The sequence below is a fragment of the Paraflavitalea speifideaquila genome (assembly GCF_032395985.1).
GTDB classification, from domain to species: domain Bacteria; phylum Bacteroidota; class Bacteroidia; order Chitinophagales; family Chitinophagaceae; genus Paraflavitalea; species Paraflavitalea speifideaquila.
Window position 1 is genome coordinate 5,741,376 of record NZ_CP135920.1, and the last position, 18,973, is coordinate 5,760,348.

The following is an 18,973-nucleotide window of genomic DNA, read 5'->3' on the forward strand; positions in this document are numbered from 1 at the left end:
ATATGATTAGCAATTTTCGCATGGGTGCATAAAATTAGGGAAATTGAGTTATCAAAGGAAATCTACTTTATCCACTTTTCTGGCAATTCTGAATGCGGCATTGATCAAGCCCACATGGCTATAGGTTTGGGGAAAATTGCCCCATTGTGAACCATTTACATGCACATCTTCGCTGAAGATGCCCAGGTGGTTGCTGAATGCCAGGAGCTTGTCGAGGTTCTTGATGGCATCGTCGGTTCTTCCTACACAGGCCAGTGCATCCACATACCAAAACGCGCACACCAAAAATGTTGTTTCGGGAAAGCCAATATCATCATAATGTTTATAGCGGTAAAACAAACCATGATCGGCCAATAGTTCGTTTTCCAGGGCAGCAATATGATCTTTGGCGCGATGGGAATTATGGTCCAGGTAATTCATGGTGACCATGGCCAGGGTGCTGGCATCGAGGTTGGGGGTACCGATGGCTTGGGGGTATACCTTTCTTTTTTTATCATAAGCTTCTTCCAATAGTTTATTGGCAGCGGCAGCCAGGTCCTGTGCCTTGCGCATCAGTTCCCTATCATTGAATACGGCGCCTATTTTATAGGCAGCTTTGGCGCCGGCCCAATGGAACAGCAAGGTATAGGTATGTACCTGCACCTGGTTGCGGAACTCCCATAAGCCCGAGTCGGGCATGGTAAGGGTACGTTCTATCTGGTTGAGCAGCCAGGGTACGATGTTGCGGTAACTGTTCTTGCGCATGAAGGTGAGCCGCTTGTCGGTGTACAGGGGCAGCAGGCTCACCAATACCTGTCCATATACGTCGTGTTGCACCTGCACATAGGCTTTATTGCCAATACGCACAGGTTTATTGCCCATATAACCATGGAGGTTTATGGTAATTTCTTCGAGGTCCTTCTCCCCTGCTATGGAATACAAAGGTTGCAGGGAGCTGCCTGTATTGGCCAGGATATTATGGATGAAGTCGAAATACTTTTCGAGTTCTTCAAAGTGGCCGATCTGGTTAAAAGCCCTTAGGGTATAGTGTGCATCACGAAACCAGCAAAAGCGGTAATCCCAGTTGCGGGTACTGTCGTGAAATTCGGGCAGGCTGGTAGTACCGGAAGCAATGATGCCGCCGGTATCTTCATACTGGTGTAGTTTAAGCACCAGGGCCGAGCGGATAATCTCATCCTGGTAAATATCGGGCAGGTAACAGCTCTTGATCCATTGCTGCCAGTGTTGTATGGTTTTACGCAGAAACTCTTCGCAGGTTTCTTTAAGTGGGGCTTCCAGGGGTTCGCCATAAGTAAGTACCACATAGCGATCCTGATCGAGCAGGAAGGCTTGTTGGTTGAGAATATAGGTCAGGGATATGTCGGTAGTAATACGTACCTGCTGGCCCAGGTTCATGTAACGGATATGGTTGCTGCCGGTGGTGGTTTCGGGCACAATATCGCCGTAATTGCCCCGTGGATCGCAGGTAATACGAATAGCCGGATCACCATGGAGGAGTTCTATCTTACGCACCAGCATCAGGGGCCTGAACTGCCGATCATGAATGGTCATACGGGGGCGCAGTCTTTCACGACAAAACTTCCATCGGGCGCGGTAAACTCGGTACACAATACGTTTGTATTGGGTACATAGTACTGGCGGCTGGTATATCCTTCGTTGGCTGGAACAATGGAAAAATGGCCTCCCTTCTCTTCATCGAGCAAAGAGCCGAAGAGGAAGCTACTATCGAACCTGGGAAGACATATCCATTTTACATCTGCTTTCAAGTCAATATAGGCCAGGTAAGAACAATTACCAATGATGCCCATGTTGTATTTATGCACCGGCATATTCGTTTTCAATTAAGGGGGTCAACAATTGGTCTAACAGTGGTAATACTTTCTTTTGAGAAAATACGGTGTATTGAGCGGCAGTAATGCCGTTGCTTACTTTAATGCTGTAGGCTTTATTGCCCAGTGCTTTGAACATATCCTCATCGGTGGTATCGTCCCCTATACACAAGGTAAAATCGGGATTGAGGTCATTTACCAAACGCAAGGCCATTACACCCTTATCGAAACCAGCCATCCTTACTTCAATTACTTTATTGCCATCTATTACCTGCAGCATGGTATTTTGCACCAGTTGCCCCAGGTTATTGATCAATTCACGGGATCGGCTAAATCCCAGATCGGGTGCCGTGTTGCGGTAGTGCCAGGCAATGGTATTGTTCTTTTCTTCTACAAACGACCCTACGCACCTGCTCACAAACATTTGCATGATGGGGCGTATCTCATCTTTCCATTGTTCGGACATGGGGATGGCCTGCTGCCATACCTCATTTTTCATTTTCACGCTGGCGCCATGTTCTGCCACGAGGGTAAGGGGTAAATGGCCCAGCCATTTTTCCAAAACCTCGGCATCACGGCCGCTGATGATGACCACATGGTTTTTTTCATCGCTGGCCAGCTTGTACAACAGCTCTTTCAGTTCCTTACCAGGTACAGCTTCCTGGGGCAGGCGGGCAAAGGATACGAGGGTGCCGTCATAATCCAGGAGGAAGCATCGTTTCTGTGCTTTTGATAATGCTGGTGGATGCGTTTATAGATCTTATCATCCAATAGTTTGGTTTGCAGCTTCAACTGCTCCTTGCGGATATTGATGAGTTGATCCAGGAAATCATTGACCCATTTTACCACATCGTAATCGGCCAGTCTTTTTGCATAAGGGCCATACGGTTCTTTTGTTCATGCATGGGCATATTCAACGCTTTTACAATGGCATTGGATACATCTACCACATCGGTGGGGTTTACGAGTAAAGCCTCATTCAATTCGCTGGCAGCGCCGGCCAGCTCACTTAATATCAGTACGCCCCGTTGGGTGGTGCAACTGGCCACATACTCCTTGGCCACCAGGTTCATACCATCGCGCAGGGGGTTATGAGGGCTACATCGGCTGCCTGGTACAGCGCGCAAAGTTCATTAAAAGGTAAGTGGTTATAACGATAGACAACAGGCTGCCAGCTAATGGTAGAGAATTTACCATTGAGGGTACCTATCTTTTCTTCAATTTGTCTTTTTCTTTCCAGGTAGGCAGGTATTTCATCCCTGGAAGGAACTATATTCAATATGAATACTACTTTCTCCAACCATTCGGAATTTTGTTGGAGGAAGTATTCAAAGCCATTAAGCCTGTCCATTAAACCCTTGGTATAATCGAGCCTGTCGACGGAGAAAATGATCTTCTTATTATCGAAATTCCTTTTGATATCATTGCGCAATTTCAGCACTTCTCCATCAAAGGCGGCCTGGTGGAATTTTTTATAGTCGATCCCAATGGGAAAGAGGTCGGCTTTTACCAACCTATCCTGGTATTGCATGGTATAGAAATAATTATCTACGCCCAGCAGCATCTTTACGCTTTGCATAAAGTGTTGAACATAATCGTGGGTATGGAAACCAATCAGGTCGGCGCCCATCAGTCCACGCATAATGGCATTTTTCCAATCTGCCGGCATCAATCTTAGTATCTCATAAGAAGGGAAAGGAATATGGAGAAAGAAGCCAATATTGATATTGGGTTGACTGGCGCGCAACATGCCGGGCAGCAACATTAGCTGGTAATCATGAATCCATACGGTATCACCCGGATTCAATACCTCAATGAGGCGATCGGCAAAAGCTTTATTGACCTGAACAAAAGCATCATAATAATTGGTTTGGTATTGTACCAGGGAAGGGAAATAATGAAACAAGGGCCAAATAACAGAATTGGCAAAGCCATTGTAATAATCCCGATACACGGTTTTATCCACGAATAAGGGATAAGCTATAAAATCATATTTGGCCATGCGGGGCGCTACTTCCGATTCCCAATCTTCGCTGGAAAAATCGGCTACGCCCATCCATGCTTTTTCAGTAATGGCGCTATTGGTGGATTGATCACTTTCAAAATAACTCTTGATGGCAGATACCAGTCCACCGGAACTCTGCCGTATCGTCACCTGTTCACCATCACGGTCAACAGAAAAAGGCAACCTGTTTGAAACAATAATAAGTCTACCCATAGCAAAATAGATTAAGGGGTGGGGATTAAATAAAATGATTAATAAATAGGTTTTCAAAAGGAGGCCAGTTTGGGCAATCAACACCACAAACGAACGGAAAGCTATTCAGTAAATTAACAACTACTGGGCCCAATCAATTGACATTGGGCAATAGCCGGGATAGGAAGCAATAATTCCGCAGGGGTAAAAGTAAATGGCGGGTATTAGGCGAGCCTTATAATGACATTACAATATCATTAAAATGTGGAGGAAGATGGACAGAAAGAATTACAAGCTGTGAGCTTTGAGCTGCGAGCTACGAGCCAAATACAGAAAAGCCCCTTTGCAACAAATTAGCTTTGAGCCACGAGCTACGAGCTACGAGCCAAATACAGAAAAGCCCCTTTGCAACAAATTAGCTTTGAGCCACGAGCTACGAGCTGCGAGCCAATACAAAAGCCCCTTTGGTTTAAAGGGGCTCTGGAGTTCTTAACTTTTCTCTAACAACTTACGCTATATGCTTATTTGCTGTCATTTAATCGTGCTTGGATATCTAATGCATGCGCATCCGCTGTCGCTTTGGCGGTGTCATAACCAGCATCAGCATGACGGATCACTCCCATACCGGGATCATTACGCAATACGCGACTTAACCGTGCAGCGGCTGCCCCGGTACCATCGGCAACAATGACCATACCTGCATGAATGCTATACCCCATACCCACGCCGCCGCCATGGTGTAAGCTCACCCAGGAAGCGCCACCAGCGGTATTGACCAGGGCATTCAGCAATGGCCAATCGGCCACGGCATCACTGCCATCCATCATCGCTTCTGTTTCCTGTTGGGGGAAGCTACTGAACCGGTATCGAGGTGGTCGCGGCCAATAACGATGGGCGCTTTTACTTTACCGGTTCTCACGAGTTCATTGAATGCCAATCCGGCTTTCTCGCGCTCACCTTGTCCCAGCCAACAGATGCGGGCAGGCAATCCCTGGAAGGCGATCTTTTCTTTGGCGAGGTTGAGCCAGCGTTGTAAGGAAGTGTTCTCCGGAAACATTTCGCTGATGAGTTGGTCGGTTACGGCAATATCGGCCGGATCGCCGCTAAGGGCAGCCCAGCGGAAAGGGCCTTTGCCTTCACAAAACAGGGGACGTATGTAAGCGGGTACAAAACCGGGGAAATCAAAAGCATTTTGTAATCCTCTTTCCTGGGCGCGGGCGCGAATATTATTGCCATAATCGAAGGTGATGGCGCCTAGTTTTTGCAATTCCAGCATCAGTTCCACATGACGGTACATGGAGTCGTAAGCCAGGTCGATGTATTGTTGGGGATTTTGATCGCGCAATACTTTCGCCTGTTCATAGCTGATGGTATGGGGCCAGTAACCGATAAGGGGATCATGGGCGGAAGTTTGATCGGTTAAGGTATCGGGAATCACTTTTCGTTCGATCAGGCGCTCTAATAGGGTCACGGCATTACACCATACACCAATAGAGATCACTTCACCTTGCTTTTTGGCAGTGAGTGCGCGATCAATCGCTTCATCCACATCTTCTACCAGGAGATCGAGGTATTGGGTTTCGAGCCTTTTTCCATGCGCCATTTTTCTACTTCAGCAATCAGGGCCACGCCTTCGTTCATGGTAATGGCCAGGGGCTGTGCGCCACCCATACCGCCTAATCCGGCGGTCACATTGAGGGTACCTTTGAGGGTGCCACCAAAATGTTTGTTGGCAGCAGCGGCATAGGTTTCGTAAGTGCCCTGTACAATGCCTTGTGACCCGATATAGATCCAGGAGCCGGCCGTCATTTGGCCGTACATCATCAGGCCTTTCTTTTCCAGCTCATCAAAATGTTCCCAGGTAGCCCAGCGGGGTACCAGCTGTGAATTGGAGATGAGGATGCGGGGAGTATCGGGATGTGTTTTTAAAATGCCTACAGGCTTTCCACTTTGGATGAGCAGGGTTTCATCATTTTCGAGGTCTTTGAGTCCTTTGATAATGAGGTCCAGGGCCTCGAAATTACGGGCCGCTTTACCACGCCCACCGTATACGATGAGGTCATCGGGTCTTTCGGCTACCTGCGGATCGAGGTTATTGAGCAGCATACGCAGGGCCGCTTCCTGTATCCATCCTTTGCAGGTTAACTGTGCACCGGTAGGTGTTTTGTATTTAACGGGATCGTATTTGCGTGTGATTGTATTTCCCATATAAATGATTTTTACGGTTGACTATTTTATAATAGCTCAAATCCATTATACCCTTTGTTCAATTCGACACCGGCCAGGTTGGTATAGGTATTCACGGACTCTACAAAAGAAAAATCGGTGATGATGGCTTTTATCTTGTTGATGTCTTCGGCAAAGATCCTGTCTTCCTCAGCAAAGCTCACCTGCTTGCGCACTTGTTCGTGAGCAAATTCGAGGATGGCGCTGCTCTTGAGGGGATGACGGAATTCGATGGCCTGGCTGGCGCTCAGCAATTCGATCGCGAGTATGTATTCCAGGTTGTCCAGTACTTTATTCAATTTGCGGCCGCTGATGCTACCCATGCTTACATGGTCTTCCTGCCCCAGGGAGGTAGGAATGCTGTCGGCGCTGGCTGGGAAGCACAGGGTTTTGTTTTCGGTAACCAGTGCTGCGGTGGTGTATTGTGGGATCATGAAACCGCTGTTGAGGCCCACATTTTTCATGAGGAGCATGGGTAGTCCCCATTTGCCTTCGAGGAGTAGGTAACAACGGCGGTCGGCAATATTGCCAATCTCGGCAGCGGCAAAGCAGGCATAGTCCAGGGGCAATGCCAGTGGCTGGCCGTGGAAATTACCACCGCTGATGGTATCACCGGCTGCGAGGATAATGGGATTGTCGGTTACAGAATTGAGTTCTATCTCGGTCAGTTCTTTTAAATGGAGCCAGGCGTTGCGGGAAGCACCATGTACCTGTGGCATACAGCGCAGGCTGTAGGGGTCCTGTACTCTGCCGCAATCCACATGGCTTTGCATGATGGCGGAATTGTGCAGCAGGAGTCGCAAACGCTGGGCCACCAGTTGGGTACCGGTATAGGGACGTAGTTGATGCAGGCGGGCATCAAAAGGGGCTTGTGTACCAGTGAGGGCTTCCAGACTCATGGCGCCAATGATATCGGCTACTTCGAGGCAATGGTGCATGCGTTGCACAGCTTTTACGGCAAAGGATAAAATGAACTGCGTGCCATTGATGAGGGCCAGGCCTTCTTTGGGACCCAATTGAATGGGATCGAGGCCAAACTGTTGCAGCACCTCGGCCGACCTTTGTCGCTGTCCTTTGTAAAATACTTCTCCCAATCCAATCAGGGGCAGGCACAAATGCGCCAGTGGGGCCAGGTCGCCGGAGGCGCCTACACTACCCTTCTCGGGCACTACGGGTATTACATTTTGTTCGATATGCCAGTTAATGCGTTCGAGGGTTTGTAATTGAACGCCTGAATAACCTTTGGCCAATGCCTGCATTTTGGTAATGAGCATTAGTTTGGCTACTTCGACCGGAATAGGATTACCCACGCCTACGCTGTGGCTTTGCAATATTTTGTGCTGAAGGGTGCGGGTATCTTCTTCCGATATTTTAGCATTGGCCAGGATGCCAAAGCCGGTGTTGACGCCATATACCGTTTTATTATCGTCAACAATTTGCTGCACCTGTTGCTGGGAAGCCAGGATGCGTTGCCGGGCCTCTTTGCTTAGAATACCTTGTAAACTGCCTTGGGCAATGGCCAGGCCTTGCCGGCGGTCAATGAATCGATGCCATATTCAAATGCGGTAGCCATATTTGATCATTAAGGTTTCATAATGTTTTCTACGCGGTCAAAAAGACTTTTTTGGTCATGCCTGTTTCCAGTTCGGTGATGGCCTTGAGCAATACTTTGCTGTGCTTGCCCTCATTTACCAGTTCTTCCATGGCCTGCGACAAAGCGGTCCATACGGGGGCTATTTGTTGTTGCAACTTTTTTCCTTTGGGGGTAAACTCCACGACCTTGCGGCGGGCGTCGTCGGCTGCGGTGGAGGTTTTTACCAATCCTTTTTGCTGGAGGGCGCTGATGAGCTGGCTTACAGAAGAATGGGAAATGGCCAGTTCATCGGCAATGTCGCGGATGGAAACGGATTCTTTGCGCGACAGGATATAAAATACAGGAAACCAGGCAGCATCGAACTTGAGGTTATGGGACTCATAAATACGGTTCACATCACCCAGGAAGGTTTCGCTGAGGCGCCGCAGGCGGCTGCCGAAGACTAGAAAGCCGAGGGATTCGTAAAAGTTCATAAATTATATAAGTACTTATACAAATATAGGAGTTTTTGGGAAAACAGCCAGCGGCGAGTGGGGAAACAACCAGCGGCGAGCAACGGGCTGCGAGCTACGAGCCGCTATTGACGATGGGTTAGTGGAAAAACAGCCAGGGGCGAACTGGGACCCATGAAGAGGCGCTGCAAGCGATTGCGCAGGGGAACGGCAAAAGAAAATGGGAATACCGGGTGGAAACCCCAGTCCTAAATCGTTGCAGCAAATATGGGATTTGTTCGTAATTTCCGCCACGCTTAAACCACCTAACTAAAACAGATCAAACTACGACTAATGAAAACTCAGACCGGCGTATCGCTTGGATTTATGATGTTCCTGGAATATTTTATCTGGGGCTCCTGGTATGTGACGATGGGAACTTATATGGGAGAGCATTTGCAATCTACCGGGGTGCAGATAGGGGCCGCTTATAGTGCACTGGCTTTCGCCACGATCATTTCTCCCTTCTTTGTAGGGCTGGTAGCCGACCGTTTTTTCGCCGCGCAGCGGATTATGGGTGTATTGCACCTGTTGGGTGCAGCCATGTTGTACCTGGCTACTCAGATCAATAGCAACAGCCCATTCTATTGGGTGATCCTGGGTTATTCGTTGCTTTACATGCCAACGATTGCATTATCGAATAGTATTGCTTTTCACAGATGAACGACCCGGGCAAGCAATTTCCCTGGATACGGGTATTTGGCACATTGGGCTGGATCGTAGCCGGTTTTACTATTGGTCGCCTGGGCATTGAAAAGACCAGTACCACCTTCCTGATTGCTGCCGCCGCATCGGCCGCGTTGGGTCTGTATAGCTTTGCACTGCCCAATACACCTCCCAAAGCCAAGGGGCAAAGCAGCTCTATTGGAGAAACATTTGGTAAAGATGCTTTTGTATTGTTCAAAAGTAAATCCTACCTCATTTTCTTTATTGCCGCCATCCTCGTATGTATTCCCTCTCCTTTTATTATGGTTTTGCCAATCCCTTTCTGAATGAGATCGGTATGACTGAGCCTGCCAGTAAAATGATCCTGGGACAGGTTTCAGAGGCGGTATTCATCATTGCCATTCCTTTCCTTTTCAATAGTATTGGGGTTAAAAAAATGCTGTTATTGGGTATGGCCGCCTGGGTATTGCGGTATGTGGCATTTGCTTATGGCGATGCAGGCAGCAATACCTGGATGTTGTATGCCGGCATCCTGCTGCATGGTATTTGCTATGATTTCTTCTTTGTAACAGGGTATATGTACACTGAGAAGAAGGCAGGCGAAAAGATCAAGAATGCTGCCCAGGGCCTGTTTACCTTTGCCACTTACGGGCTGGGTATGCTGACCGGTACCTGGTTCTCTGGTATTATCGTGGATAAATATAGCATTGCCGGCACCCCTGTGACCCATGACTGGAAAAGCATCTGGTATGTACCTGCCATCATAGCTGTAGCTGTAATGGTGTATTTTGTGCTCTTCTTCAAGGAGAAAAAAAGAGATCAGTCAGGCCGCCTAATACAGGTATGTTCTTAACACAAACAAACAACAGTAAACCATAAACATATATTTATGCAACGTATCGCTATGCTAGGCTCGGGGTTCATTGGCCGTTTTTATGCGGATTCGATCCAGGGTTACAGGAGTAAGGACAAGATCGTAAGTATTTATTCGCGTCGTGAGGAAAGTGCCAAGAAGTTTGCCGACGATTACAAGGTATCACATTGGACTACGGATTTGGAAGCAGCGATTGCGCATCCGGAAGTGGATATGGTATGTATTGCGCTGCCCAACAACCTGCACGAAGCAGCGGTACTGCTTTGCTGCAAACACAAGAAAGCGGTGATCACCACGAAGCCCTTAGGCCGGAATGGAGAAGAAGCGAAACGCATGTTGGAAGCGGTAGAGAAAGCCGGCATTTTCAATGGTTACCTCGAAGACCTGGTATACACACCCAAGTTCATCAAGGCGCTGGACAGTGTTAAGAATGGCGCATTGGGCCGTATTCTTTGGGCCAAGAGCCGGGAAACGCACCCTGGCCCACACAGTGACTGGTTTTGGGATATTGAACAAGCCGGTGGCGGTTGTATCCTCGACCTCGGTTGTCATTGTGTAGAGATCACCCGCAGTTATATTGGAAAAGATATTAAACCCGTGGAAGTGATGTGCTGGGCCGACACGCAGGTAAAACCCATCGATGCGGAAGACCATGCGATTGGCCTGGTAAAATATGAGAATGGAGCGATTGGACAATTTGAAGTAAGCTGGACCTTCCGTGGCGGACTTGATCTGCGTGATGAAGTAATGGGCTCGGAAGGCACGATCTGGATCAATAGTTTCCTCCGTACAGGTTTTGATATGTTCACCACGGGCAAAGGAGCCGACTATGTAGCGGAAAAAGCTGAAAGCAATACGGGCTGGTTGTTCCCCGTAGGTGATGAACTGAATGAGCTGGGGTATAACCACATGTTCATGGATATGTTCAATGCGATAGAATCGGGTACAGCGCCCAAAGAATCATTTTATGATGGCTATGTGGTGAACTGTATCCTGGATGCCGCCTACCGCAGTGCTAAAAGCAAATTGTGGGAACCCGTGAAGCTGGATATCTGGCGTGGCCGCGAAGGGGTATCTAAGGACAGTCACCTTACAGAATATGATGCGGATCATTACCTGGTAAAAGAGGAAATGACGCACTATGGTGCTAAAAAAGTGATCATTAAAAACAAGGCAACGGGTAAGATCAGTGAGAAGGTGCTGGAGTAGGCTGATAGGTTGACTAGTTGAAAAGGGCCTTTTGCGTGGATAGGTTTAGTAGAAATGGGATGTTGTTAGAGGGCCTTCAGAAAAATAATAAAACAGGGATGAGGCATTCATTTGCTTCATCCCTGTTTTATTAATACCTTATGGAGATGCAGGCATATTGTCCGGCATACTCAACATTGAGAAAATGAGATCTATTAAGCACCTTTACTGCCTGGCAGTTTTTGCCACGCTCCTAGCATTACCTGCCTGTAAACCCGCCACCAAAGATCATACGGGGTGGCCCGCTTATGGCGGCGGGAAAGACAATATCCACTATTCTTCCCTGACACTTATCGATACCAGCAATGTAAGGTTGCTACAACCAGCCTGGACCTATCGTACTAAGGATGCTGACACGGTGCACCACTCGCAAATACAATGCAACCCCATTGTAGTGAATGGCATTTTATACGGCACCTCCCCACCCTCAAATTATTTGCCATTGATGCCGCAACGAGTGAACACCGCTGGACCTTTGATCCGGCCGACTCTACGCAACAACACAACGATATCCGTTTTATCCTCAACAACAACCGTGGGGTGACCTGGTGGGGGCATGACAATGACCAACGCATACTCTATACAGCAGGTTCTTTTTTGTATGGGGTGAATGCCAGTAATGGCAAGCTCATTGATAGTTTTGGCAGCCATGGACGGGTAGACCTGCATGATGGACTGGGCAGGGAAGTGCAAGACCTGTATGTTACAGCTACTTCGCCAGGTATTATCTACAAAGACTTGTTCATATTGGGCTCGCGCGTGGATGAGGGCCCTACTGCTGCGCCGGGTCATATCCGTGCTTATGATGTGCGAACAGGGAAATTGCAGTGGATATTCCATACCATTCCGCAACCGGGCGAGTTCGGGTATGATAGCTGGGATGATCCCATAGCTTATAAGCATATTGGTGGCGCCAATAGCTGGGGCGGCTTTTCATTGGATGAACAAAGAGGCATTTTGTTTGCGCCTACCGGTTCGGCTTCCTTCGACTTTTATGGAGGCAAACGTAAAGGCGCCAATCTTTTTGCCAATTGCCTGCTGGCCCTCGATGCGGCCACGGGTACACGCAAATGGCATTTCCAGTTTATCCATCATGATGTTTGGGACCGGGACCTGCCTTGTGCACCGGCACTGGTGACCATTAAAAAGATGGCAATCCTATTGATGCGGTGGCGCAGGTTACGAAACACGGCATGGTATATATTTATGAACGGGAAACAGGCCAACCCATTTATCCAATCAAAGAAAAAGCGATTGATACCAACACTACGCTGCTTCATGAAAAGATATGGCCCACCCAACCTATTGTGTCAACACCCAAGCCATTTGTAAGGCAGGTATTCACGCTCAACGATCTCAATCCTTACTTGCCCGATAGTTCCATCTCCCAATTGAAGAAAGTGCTGGCAGGCTATCGCTATGGCGAATTGTTTATGCCACCGAGTCAACAAACGCAGGTATTGTTACCTGGGCTGGATGGTGGCGCCGAATGGGGCGGTCCTTCGTATGATCCTGAATCGGGGTATATGTTTGTAAATGCTAACGAAATGGCCTGGCTGCTCACGATGCGGGCAAACAAACCCCCTACGCAACAGGCTGAAAATTATGGACAGGCAGGGCAACGTTTGTACGAACGTTATTGCACCAGTTGTCATGGCGCCGATCGTAAGGGATCGGGTAATAATCCTTCGCTGCTCAATATACAGGCACAATACAAGGAGGCAGGAATAATTTCGCTCATCAATACCGGTCGGCGGATGATGCCTGCCTTTGGACAATTGGAGCAGGAAGAGAAGGAGGCCATTGTATCGTTTATCATGGAAAGCAAAGTACGGCAAAAGAAAGCGTTTAAACTCACCCCCAAACCGGTGGATAGTTTTCTCAATCTCCCTTATGGTATGACAGGCTATTACAAGTTCCTGAGCACGGAAGGCTATCCGGCTATTAGTCCGCCGTGGGGCACACTCACCGCCATCAACCTGCATACGGGAGAGCATGTATGGAAAACAACACTGGGCGAGTACCCCGAACTAAAAGCGAAAGGCATACCGGCTACCGGGACGGAAAACTATGGTGGATCGGCCGTTACCGCCGGGGGCTTGTTGTTTATTGCGGCTGCGCGTGACAGCAAACTCCGGGCTTTTAATAAATTTACCGGTCAGCTGTTATGGGAGTATTCATTACCTGTACCAGGCTTTGCTACGCCTTCGGTGTATGCGGTGCAGGGACGGCAGTTTGTAGTGATAGCCTGTGGCGGTGGTAAACTGGGTACCCCATCGGGCGATACGTATATGGCTTTTGCGTTGCCTGATCGCGATTAGCAGTTATACTACGATTGCTTTGTGTAAATCCCACGCAATGCGTATTCAAAGTCAGCTAGTCTTCTCCTGCTAGTTTCCGCTACTTAAATCCCATTACAGCCTCATTAAGCCGTATCTTCGCCATGCACGCGGCCCAATCCTCACTTAAATAAAGCGGACCGCAAATCGCCTCTAATGACTTTACACGGGGAGCCACTCAACAGCCTGCCCATATTACAGGCAATGGTCCTGTATCAGGCGTGTAAAGCGTGTTAACCCGCAGGGGTATTGCCTAACCATTGCCTACGTATTGCCTGGGTATTGCCTTGCAAAAGCTAAATACCTATAGGGTTTCTATAGGACTCCCAGGCCATATCCAGGCTGGTCCACGACCACTACCCTAGCCTTTTGCGCCCATTCGGGTGCACGTATTATACAACCCTGCCATTCTCCTGCTATAAATCTTGTCCTGGGTATAACCTGGGAGTGGTCCTAGACAGTAGAGGTTCTGTGCAAACTCCAGCGCACCAGGCGCCATTTCCTGACCATTTTCCTGGAATTCCAGCAGTCAAAGGTTCACCCTACCTTAAGACAAGGTTAAGGCTACCTTAAGACAACCTTAACGCAACCCTTCCACTAGCAATTTTGCGCCAAAACATGGCGAAACAAGGACACTAATGTGAAGAAAACGGTCAGCAATGCGATGTGTCCCGTTGCACCGTCCTAAAAATAGGCAAGGGGTATTCACTGGGAGTTCACTGGGAGGCCACTGGCGATATACTGGGGCTAGTATATCCCGCGTGTATCCCTCCTGTATATCCAGTGGCTTCTTAGTGAATACCACATGGCCTATGCCAGGCTACCCTATGGTTTCCAGGTGTGTTTTTGGAGGAATAGGTTGCCATGGACCAATCATGTGTCTAATTGTTTTTTTTGACTGGCATCAGGTGCCCTGCCGCTTTTGGTGTAAGAAGCTCTTTTTGGAGTTAGTGCTATTTATACGGGTCTTGTACGGACGTAGTACGGATGTAGTACGGGCGTAGTACGGGCGTGAGTGGAGCCAGGTACGGCTGCAACGATTGCTGTTCTTTTCGCTTTTCCTGTTGTTGTGTTTCTGCTCCTACTCCACTACGTCTGTTACTTCCAAACAAAAGTACATCACTGGCTAATCTACTTCCAAACAGCGTGTTGTGTTTTTGTTGTGGGAAGACCGGAATGTCCTAAAATGACCGGTCAAACCAGGACATTTACGGTATTAATGGTCATAACGGTCATGAAGATTTGGAGACGGGTTATGGGTGAATGTAAGTTTGTGGGAGAAGTGGGGAAAGTCCGGAAGATCGGTGGCTGAAATTGGACTGCCGGTACTCAAACTGGCGCCAGTATGCAGTAGAGCCTCGTGTGAGGAGTACTTGTGCCTGTATTAGCGTCAATCTACAATAGCGTTCAACCTTAATAATAAAAGCCATCCACCTACACTGGCGCAAGATTGAGGGGTGGGTTTGTGTGATGGCATCTTGTGCCTGTATAAAACTACTGAAGCCACCATTTTACTGGTGGCTTTATCCTTTCAGGAAGCATAGGCCTGTTTGGTTTTGTAGTCTCTGACGTAAGCGGAGATAATTTTTATCAATACCCCCTGTTCTTCTTCGGGCAGCGCATCCACTTCTTTAAAGCGTTGTATCAGTTCAGAATTTTTCAGTGATGCTTTAGCCTGCTCTGTTTTATCCCCGCTGATCAGGTAATCAACAGCAGTGCCCAGGCCTGTAGTTGCTCGTGGGTGCGGCAGGTCGGGCCAAGGGTACCCTGGCCCAGCTCAGTGCCAATCCCGGTCCCCTGGCAAGCGCCGTCACCAGTTTCCAGACTGCCAACCAGCCTTCCCAGGCTGGCAACAGCAAACCCAAGGCCTACCTCAACTGGATATTGCTTGATGAACAATTGAAATATGTAGCAGCCAGCAGTGGCGCCCTTCCCGTTGGCGGGGCCAATGCCGTGCTCGCCCTGGCCCAGTCATCTATCCCCATGACTAAAAATAGTTTTCTGTATATTCACCTCAGCAATGAAACCCAGAATTGGGATAGCTTGTCCCGACAGTAACTGTTGGGATGTTCTTTGATAACCTGAGTGTACAGCATATTACCGGTCCTATCATCGAGGAAACGCATTACTATCCTTTTGGCTTGACAATGGCGGGGATTAGCTCCAAAGCCATCGGCAAAGCCAACTTTGGACCCCAACTAACCTTATGCTTTCTGTAGGAGGGGCAGTAATACTCAGGTCAATGGGATACAATTTAAAGCGCTTGAATTAGCTATAAAGTTTAGATGAGTGAACAGAGAAACCATTAATGGCACAAATAAAAGATAAAATAAATATATTCAACTGTGCAGGTATAGGCTTTTTATATGTTTTTGGGTAATATATCTTACGGCATGTAATAACGCACAAACCAAGTCGAATATCTCTAAAACAGAACCCGTTGAGAATCTTCCGAAGGAAGATTATAAATTTGACACCTTACTGTTTAAAAGGAAACATGTCTTTGACTCTTCAGCATGCGGGCAATTTAACATCGGGAGAACTATAAAGGAAGTATTGAATGATGAATATGCTGTTTTAAAAAGTAATGAGAGGGATACTTTTCTTGCAACTTCAAAATATGTGCGGATGTGGGTTTGTAATTTGCCTCCCATGTCAGTAAAGATTAATGATACTATTGTCATCTCAGGAGTCGTTTATGATATACTTGGAAGCGAAAGAGTTAAGGGATGGCCAACAGTTCTGACTAAAATGGTTACCAAATGATACCCTTTTAGTGACAATAATAATGCTACTGGAGGATGCAGATTAAGTTCAGTTGAGTATTATAACTGGTCAAAAATGCTAAAGACGCTTGTTATGAGTGGCTTCAGTATTTAAGTTGAAGTATCCTATTCCCGACGTGATTTTAGATATTTCACTTACGCAAGGAACAACGCGAGATTTGTATCTCCCGTGCTTTGCTTAGGCATATACCTCGTTGAACTGTACAAGGCGTGTTTGGGTCGGTATAAAATAAACTAAATCTAGCTTATAATGGGTTATGGGCGGAAATATGTTGATGCAACGGGTGATATTTTATGGCGAGACTATAAGTCCTTGCCGTCGTAGAATTGTAAATAGATTTTAAAACAATGAAAAATAGAACGCTTTTTACTCTCGTAATTGTGCTTGCAAGTTGTCAAGAACACAACATTCAACGAAATGACAAACTCCCCAATCCAATCTATGACTCAATCTCCAATAATAGGTACGATACTAATATTAATAACATTGACACTTTAACTACTAATCGAAAGGAAATAAAAAATACAGACTCAATCTTAAACTGCAAAGACATATTGTACTCTTTTGTTGCTAAAAGTACTTTTAGCCCAATGATAAAAAAAGTAAACTATGGGATATGGGTGGATACCGTGTCTAAAGGTGTTGCTATTCTTAAAATCACAATAAAAATGCTGAACGCAATGAGGATGTACCAATGGGCTGGCTTAAGATTGATTTTATCAACCAAAAGTTTATGGATATAACCATTGATCCTGACAATCCCGTGAACTTAACTTATGACACAATGTTATTTAGAAAACTGTATAATAATTGCTATGTCGAACCTTCATAGTAGGATGGCAAGTCTTTCAAACAAACCTAAAATTCCATAACTGACGCAAACTTGCCACACTGAATCGTGCAAGTCTTGCTAGTGCCAGGATAAAAATTATGAAGCCGCTTATAATGAGCGTGTAAATTCCGGTGTATCTGGTTCTTCGTCAATTTTGATGGTTTTAAGATATGTGGTTGATTGTGGTCGCTATTCCGTTATAAGTTGGAAACATAACCAATGGTCGTCAGTTCTTGTCTTATAACACAAAGAGATGATTTATTTGAAGTTAGAGATATTGAAATAATGGACAAAGAAGCGGTAGTTAATATAATTAGCCGTCAAAAAAGCCTGTATGTCCTGTATACCAATTGAAATCCGACCATCTGCACAGCTATTACTATCGCAAGGTCAAGGATATGCAAGTAACTTAATCATAAACAGCAATATGTTAAAAGAGTTTAATTTAAGTTTTAAGGATGAGGAGCTGGACTCAAAAGTATTGAAGCATATTCAATACAACCTATTGAAGAAATTAAGTAAACTAAAATACATAACCTATCGTAGAATTGACATTACGCTTTCAGTAAACCAGGCTCTTAGACATTTAAGAATTGACTGGGATGACGGAAAAACTTCAACTATAAGCTGTACTATAGAACACCAATTTAATGACTTGACTTCAATGGATGGTATAGCAGAAATCTACCAAAATGTTTCTCATTGTCTGATTGTGTCATGGAACAAGAATAACTGGAATGCTAAGGATATACAAAACATAATAAATGAAATTATAAGTGAGAAATATTTCGTTTCGGTTACGATTGGTAAAAATCATTCATCATTAGATAGAAAATACAAGGTTGAACTTGTTTGTGAAATACATCCTCTGTATGCCGAATATTATCTGGATGTATCAGAAAAGGGAAATTCATTTAAACATAGAATACATTTTCTTAAGGGCACCCCAATAATTGACTTATTTTTTGTTTTCTTTACTAAACATTATTGGCATGACAATGCAAATTTTATTATACATGATTTTAACAAAGAAATTTTCTTCGTTTTTGATATAAAGCGCCTGTTTTTTTTTTTCAATTGAGTTTAACCCTATTTATAATTCATTGGAACAGTTGAATAATTATGTTAAGGCTCAATCTTTCGATGTATCAAAAGATGAAAGGATTAAACTTATGGGCCTAAAGCAATAGTGAATTAGTAAATTAATAGATTCAAGAAACAAGCAGAACAATAATGTACAATTACCCAGATGCTGAATAAATAACAACAAAGCAGTTCATAAGGAATGGCTTTTTTGTTTCCCTTATTTGGCGTACGCAGCCCGGCACAGCGCATGGCGTACTTGTACAGGAAAAGGAATTCAGTGATGGCAGTGGCCTGGAATGGTATGACTATGGGGCGAGGATGTATGATCCACAGATTGGGAGGTGGCACATGGTAGATCCCTATGTGGAAGTGTCCAGGAGATTAAGTCCTTATAATTATGCGTATAATAATCCGCTTCGTTTTGTTGATCCGGATGGTATGCTTGCTTATAACTGGAATACTGGCAAGTATATAGACGAAAATAGGAAAGAAGTGAGTAATGAGGCAGCTCCTGAAAGTATGTTGAAAGCGAAACATGGTATGGCCTTGTTCAATACAATGGCCTTACAAATAAAGTAGATAGGGTTGATTATTATGGGTCCGAAAAAGTCTACACAGTAGTGGCTGCAAAACGGATTGAAAGAATGGTAGACGCAAAAACAAATGCTGTTCTCATGACCCCCAACTGGCGCCAGTATGCAGTAGGGCATTGGTGTGGATGGGTACTGGTGCCCCTCTCCTAATGGATATTTCCTGGCTTTGATCATTCCTGCCGATCTTCAACCAGGTAGGGCTGCTGCAACC

The 18,973-nt window shown here is 46.2% G+C and carries 13 protein-coding genes and 4 pseudogenes; 9 read left to right on the plus strand and 8 right to left on the minus strand.

Annotated features, from left to right (window positions below):
* Positions 1-51 precede the first annotated feature (51 nt).
* From RS881_RS39465 to RS881_RS39515, 8 genes and pseudogenes are all read right to left on the minus strand, one after another.
* On the minus strand, positions 52-1,551 hold the full coding sequence (locus RS881_RS39465; RefSeq protein ID WP_315815793.1) for a glycoside hydrolase family 15 protein: 1,500 nt from the start codon (positions 1,549-1,551) through the stop codon (positions 52-54).
* Complete coding sequence (locus tag RS881_RS39470; RefSeq protein WP_315815794.1) at positions 1,548-1,823, minus strand: trehalase-like domain-containing protein; 276 nt, start codon at positions 1,821-1,823, stop codon at positions 1,548-1,550. Before RS881_RS39470 ends, RS881_RS39465 begins: the two co-directional genes overlap by 4 nt.
* Positions 1,816-2,535: a trehalose-phosphatase gene (otsB, locus tag RS881_RS39475; RefSeq protein WP_315824751.1), complete on the minus strand. Its 720-nt coding sequence runs from the start codon at positions 2,533-2,535 to the stop codon at positions 1,816-1,818. Before otsB ends, RS881_RS39470 begins: the two co-directional genes overlap by 8 nt.
* A complete protein-coding gene (locus RS881_RS39480; protein ID WP_315815795.1) occupies positions 2,466-2,678 on the minus strand; it encodes a hypothetical protein in 213 nt (70 codons plus the stop codon). The genes otsB and RS881_RS39480 overlap by 70 nt, the downstream gene beginning before the upstream one ends.
* Positions 2,672-4,047 (minus strand): annotated as a pseudogene (locus RS881_RS39490) (alpha,alpha-trehalose-phosphate synthase (UDP-forming)). The gene RS881_RS39480 and the pseudogene RS881_RS39490 overlap by 7 nt, the downstream one beginning before the upstream one ends.
* Before the next feature lie 500 nt (positions 4,048-4,547).
* Positions 4,548-6,234 (minus strand): annotated as a pseudogene (hutU, locus tag RS881_RS60550) (urocanate hydratase).
* 26 nt (positions 6,235-6,260) lie between these two features.
* Positions 6,261-7,808, minus strand: a complete 1,548-nt coding sequence (hutH, locus tag RS881_RS39510; RefSeq protein ID WP_315824752.1) for a histidine ammonia-lyase — start codon at positions 7,806-7,808, stop codon at positions 6,261-6,263.
* A 46-nt stretch (positions 7,809-7,854) separates the two neighbouring features.
* Positions 7,855-8,319, minus strand: coding sequence for a MarR family winged helix-turn-helix transcriptional regulator (locus RS881_RS39515; RefSeq protein ID WP_315815801.1), 465 nt, complete (start codon positions 8,317-8,319; stop codon positions 7,855-7,857).
* A gap of 348 nt (positions 8,320-8,667) precedes the next feature.
* On the opposite strand from RS881_RS39515, the pseudogene RS881_RS39520 reads away from it, so the two are divergent.
* The 9 genes and pseudogenes from RS881_RS39520 to RS881_RS39560 all read left to right on the plus strand — a co-directional run bounded on the left by RS881_RS39520 (position 8,668) and on the right by RS881_RS39560 (position 18,912).
* A pseudogene (locus RS881_RS39520) lies at positions 8,668-9,856 on the plus strand (nucleoside permease).
* Between the two features lie 36 nt (positions 9,857-9,892).
* Positions 9,893-11,086: a Gfo/Idh/MocA family protein gene (locus tag RS881_RS39525; protein WP_315815802.1), complete on the plus strand. Its 1,194-nt coding sequence runs from the start codon at positions 9,893-9,895 to the stop codon at positions 11,084-11,086.
* A 184-nt stretch (positions 11,087-11,270) separates the two neighbouring features.
* Positions 11,271-12,885, plus strand: a pseudogene (locus RS881_RS62400) (c-type cytochrome); the annotation flags it as partial.
* Positions 12,886-12,942: 57 nt separating this feature from the next.
* Positions 12,943-13,446, plus strand: a complete 504-nt coding sequence (locus RS881_RS62405) for a BamB-related PQQ repeat family beta-propellar protein (RefSeq protein WP_484557643.1) — start codon at positions 12,943-12,945, stop codon at positions 13,444-13,446.
* A 1,755-nt stretch (positions 13,447-15,201) separates the two neighbouring features.
* Positions 15,202-15,522, plus strand: a complete 321-nt coding sequence (locus RS881_RS39540) for a hypothetical protein (protein WP_315815805.1) — start codon at positions 15,202-15,204, stop codon at positions 15,520-15,522.
* Positions 15,523-16,020: 498 nt separating this feature from the next.
* Positions 16,021-16,230, plus strand: a complete 210-nt coding sequence (locus tag RS881_RS39545) for a hypothetical protein (protein ID WP_315815806.1) — start codon at positions 16,021-16,023, stop codon at positions 16,228-16,230.
* A gap of 1,187 nt (positions 16,231-17,417) precedes the next feature.
* A complete protein-coding gene (locus RS881_RS39550; protein WP_315815807.1) occupies positions 17,418-18,164 on the plus strand; it encodes a hypothetical protein in 747 nt (248 codons plus the stop codon).
* 224 nt (positions 18,165-18,388) lie between these two features.
* Positions 18,389-18,748: an RHS repeat domain-containing protein gene (locus RS881_RS39555; RefSeq protein ID WP_315824753.1), complete on the plus strand. Its 360-nt coding sequence runs from the start codon at positions 18,389-18,391 to the stop codon at positions 18,746-18,748.
* 41 nt (positions 18,749-18,789) lie between these two features.
* The gene (locus tag RS881_RS39560) at positions 18,790-18,912 is read left to right on the plus strand and encodes a hypothetical protein (RefSeq protein ID WP_315815808.1); all 123 of its coding nucleotides are present in this window, start codon (positions 18,790-18,792) and stop codon (positions 18,910-18,912) included.
* Positions 18,913-18,973 lie beyond the last annotated feature (61 nt).

Coding starts and splice junctions, on each gene's coding strand:
- RS881_RS39465 (WP_315815793.1), bottom strand. CDS start 1,551: ATGACCATTCATGATCGGCAGTTCAGGCCCCTGATGCTGGTGCGTAAG.
- RS881_RS39515 (WP_315815801.1), bottom strand. CDS start 8,319: ATGAACTTTTACGAATCCCTCGGCTTTCTAGTCTTCGGCAGCCGCCTG.
- RS881_RS39525 (WP_315815802.1), top strand. CDS start 9,893: ATGCAACGTATCGCTATGCTAGGCTCGGGGTTCATTGGCCGTTTTTAT.
- RS881_RS62405 (WP_484557643.1), top strand. CDS start 12,943: ATGGAAAGCAAAGTACGGCAAAAGAAAGCGTTTAAACTCACCCCCAAA.
- RS881_RS39550 (WP_315815807.1), top strand. CDS start 17,418: ATGTCCTGTATACCAATTGAAATCCGACCATCTGCACAGCTATTACTA.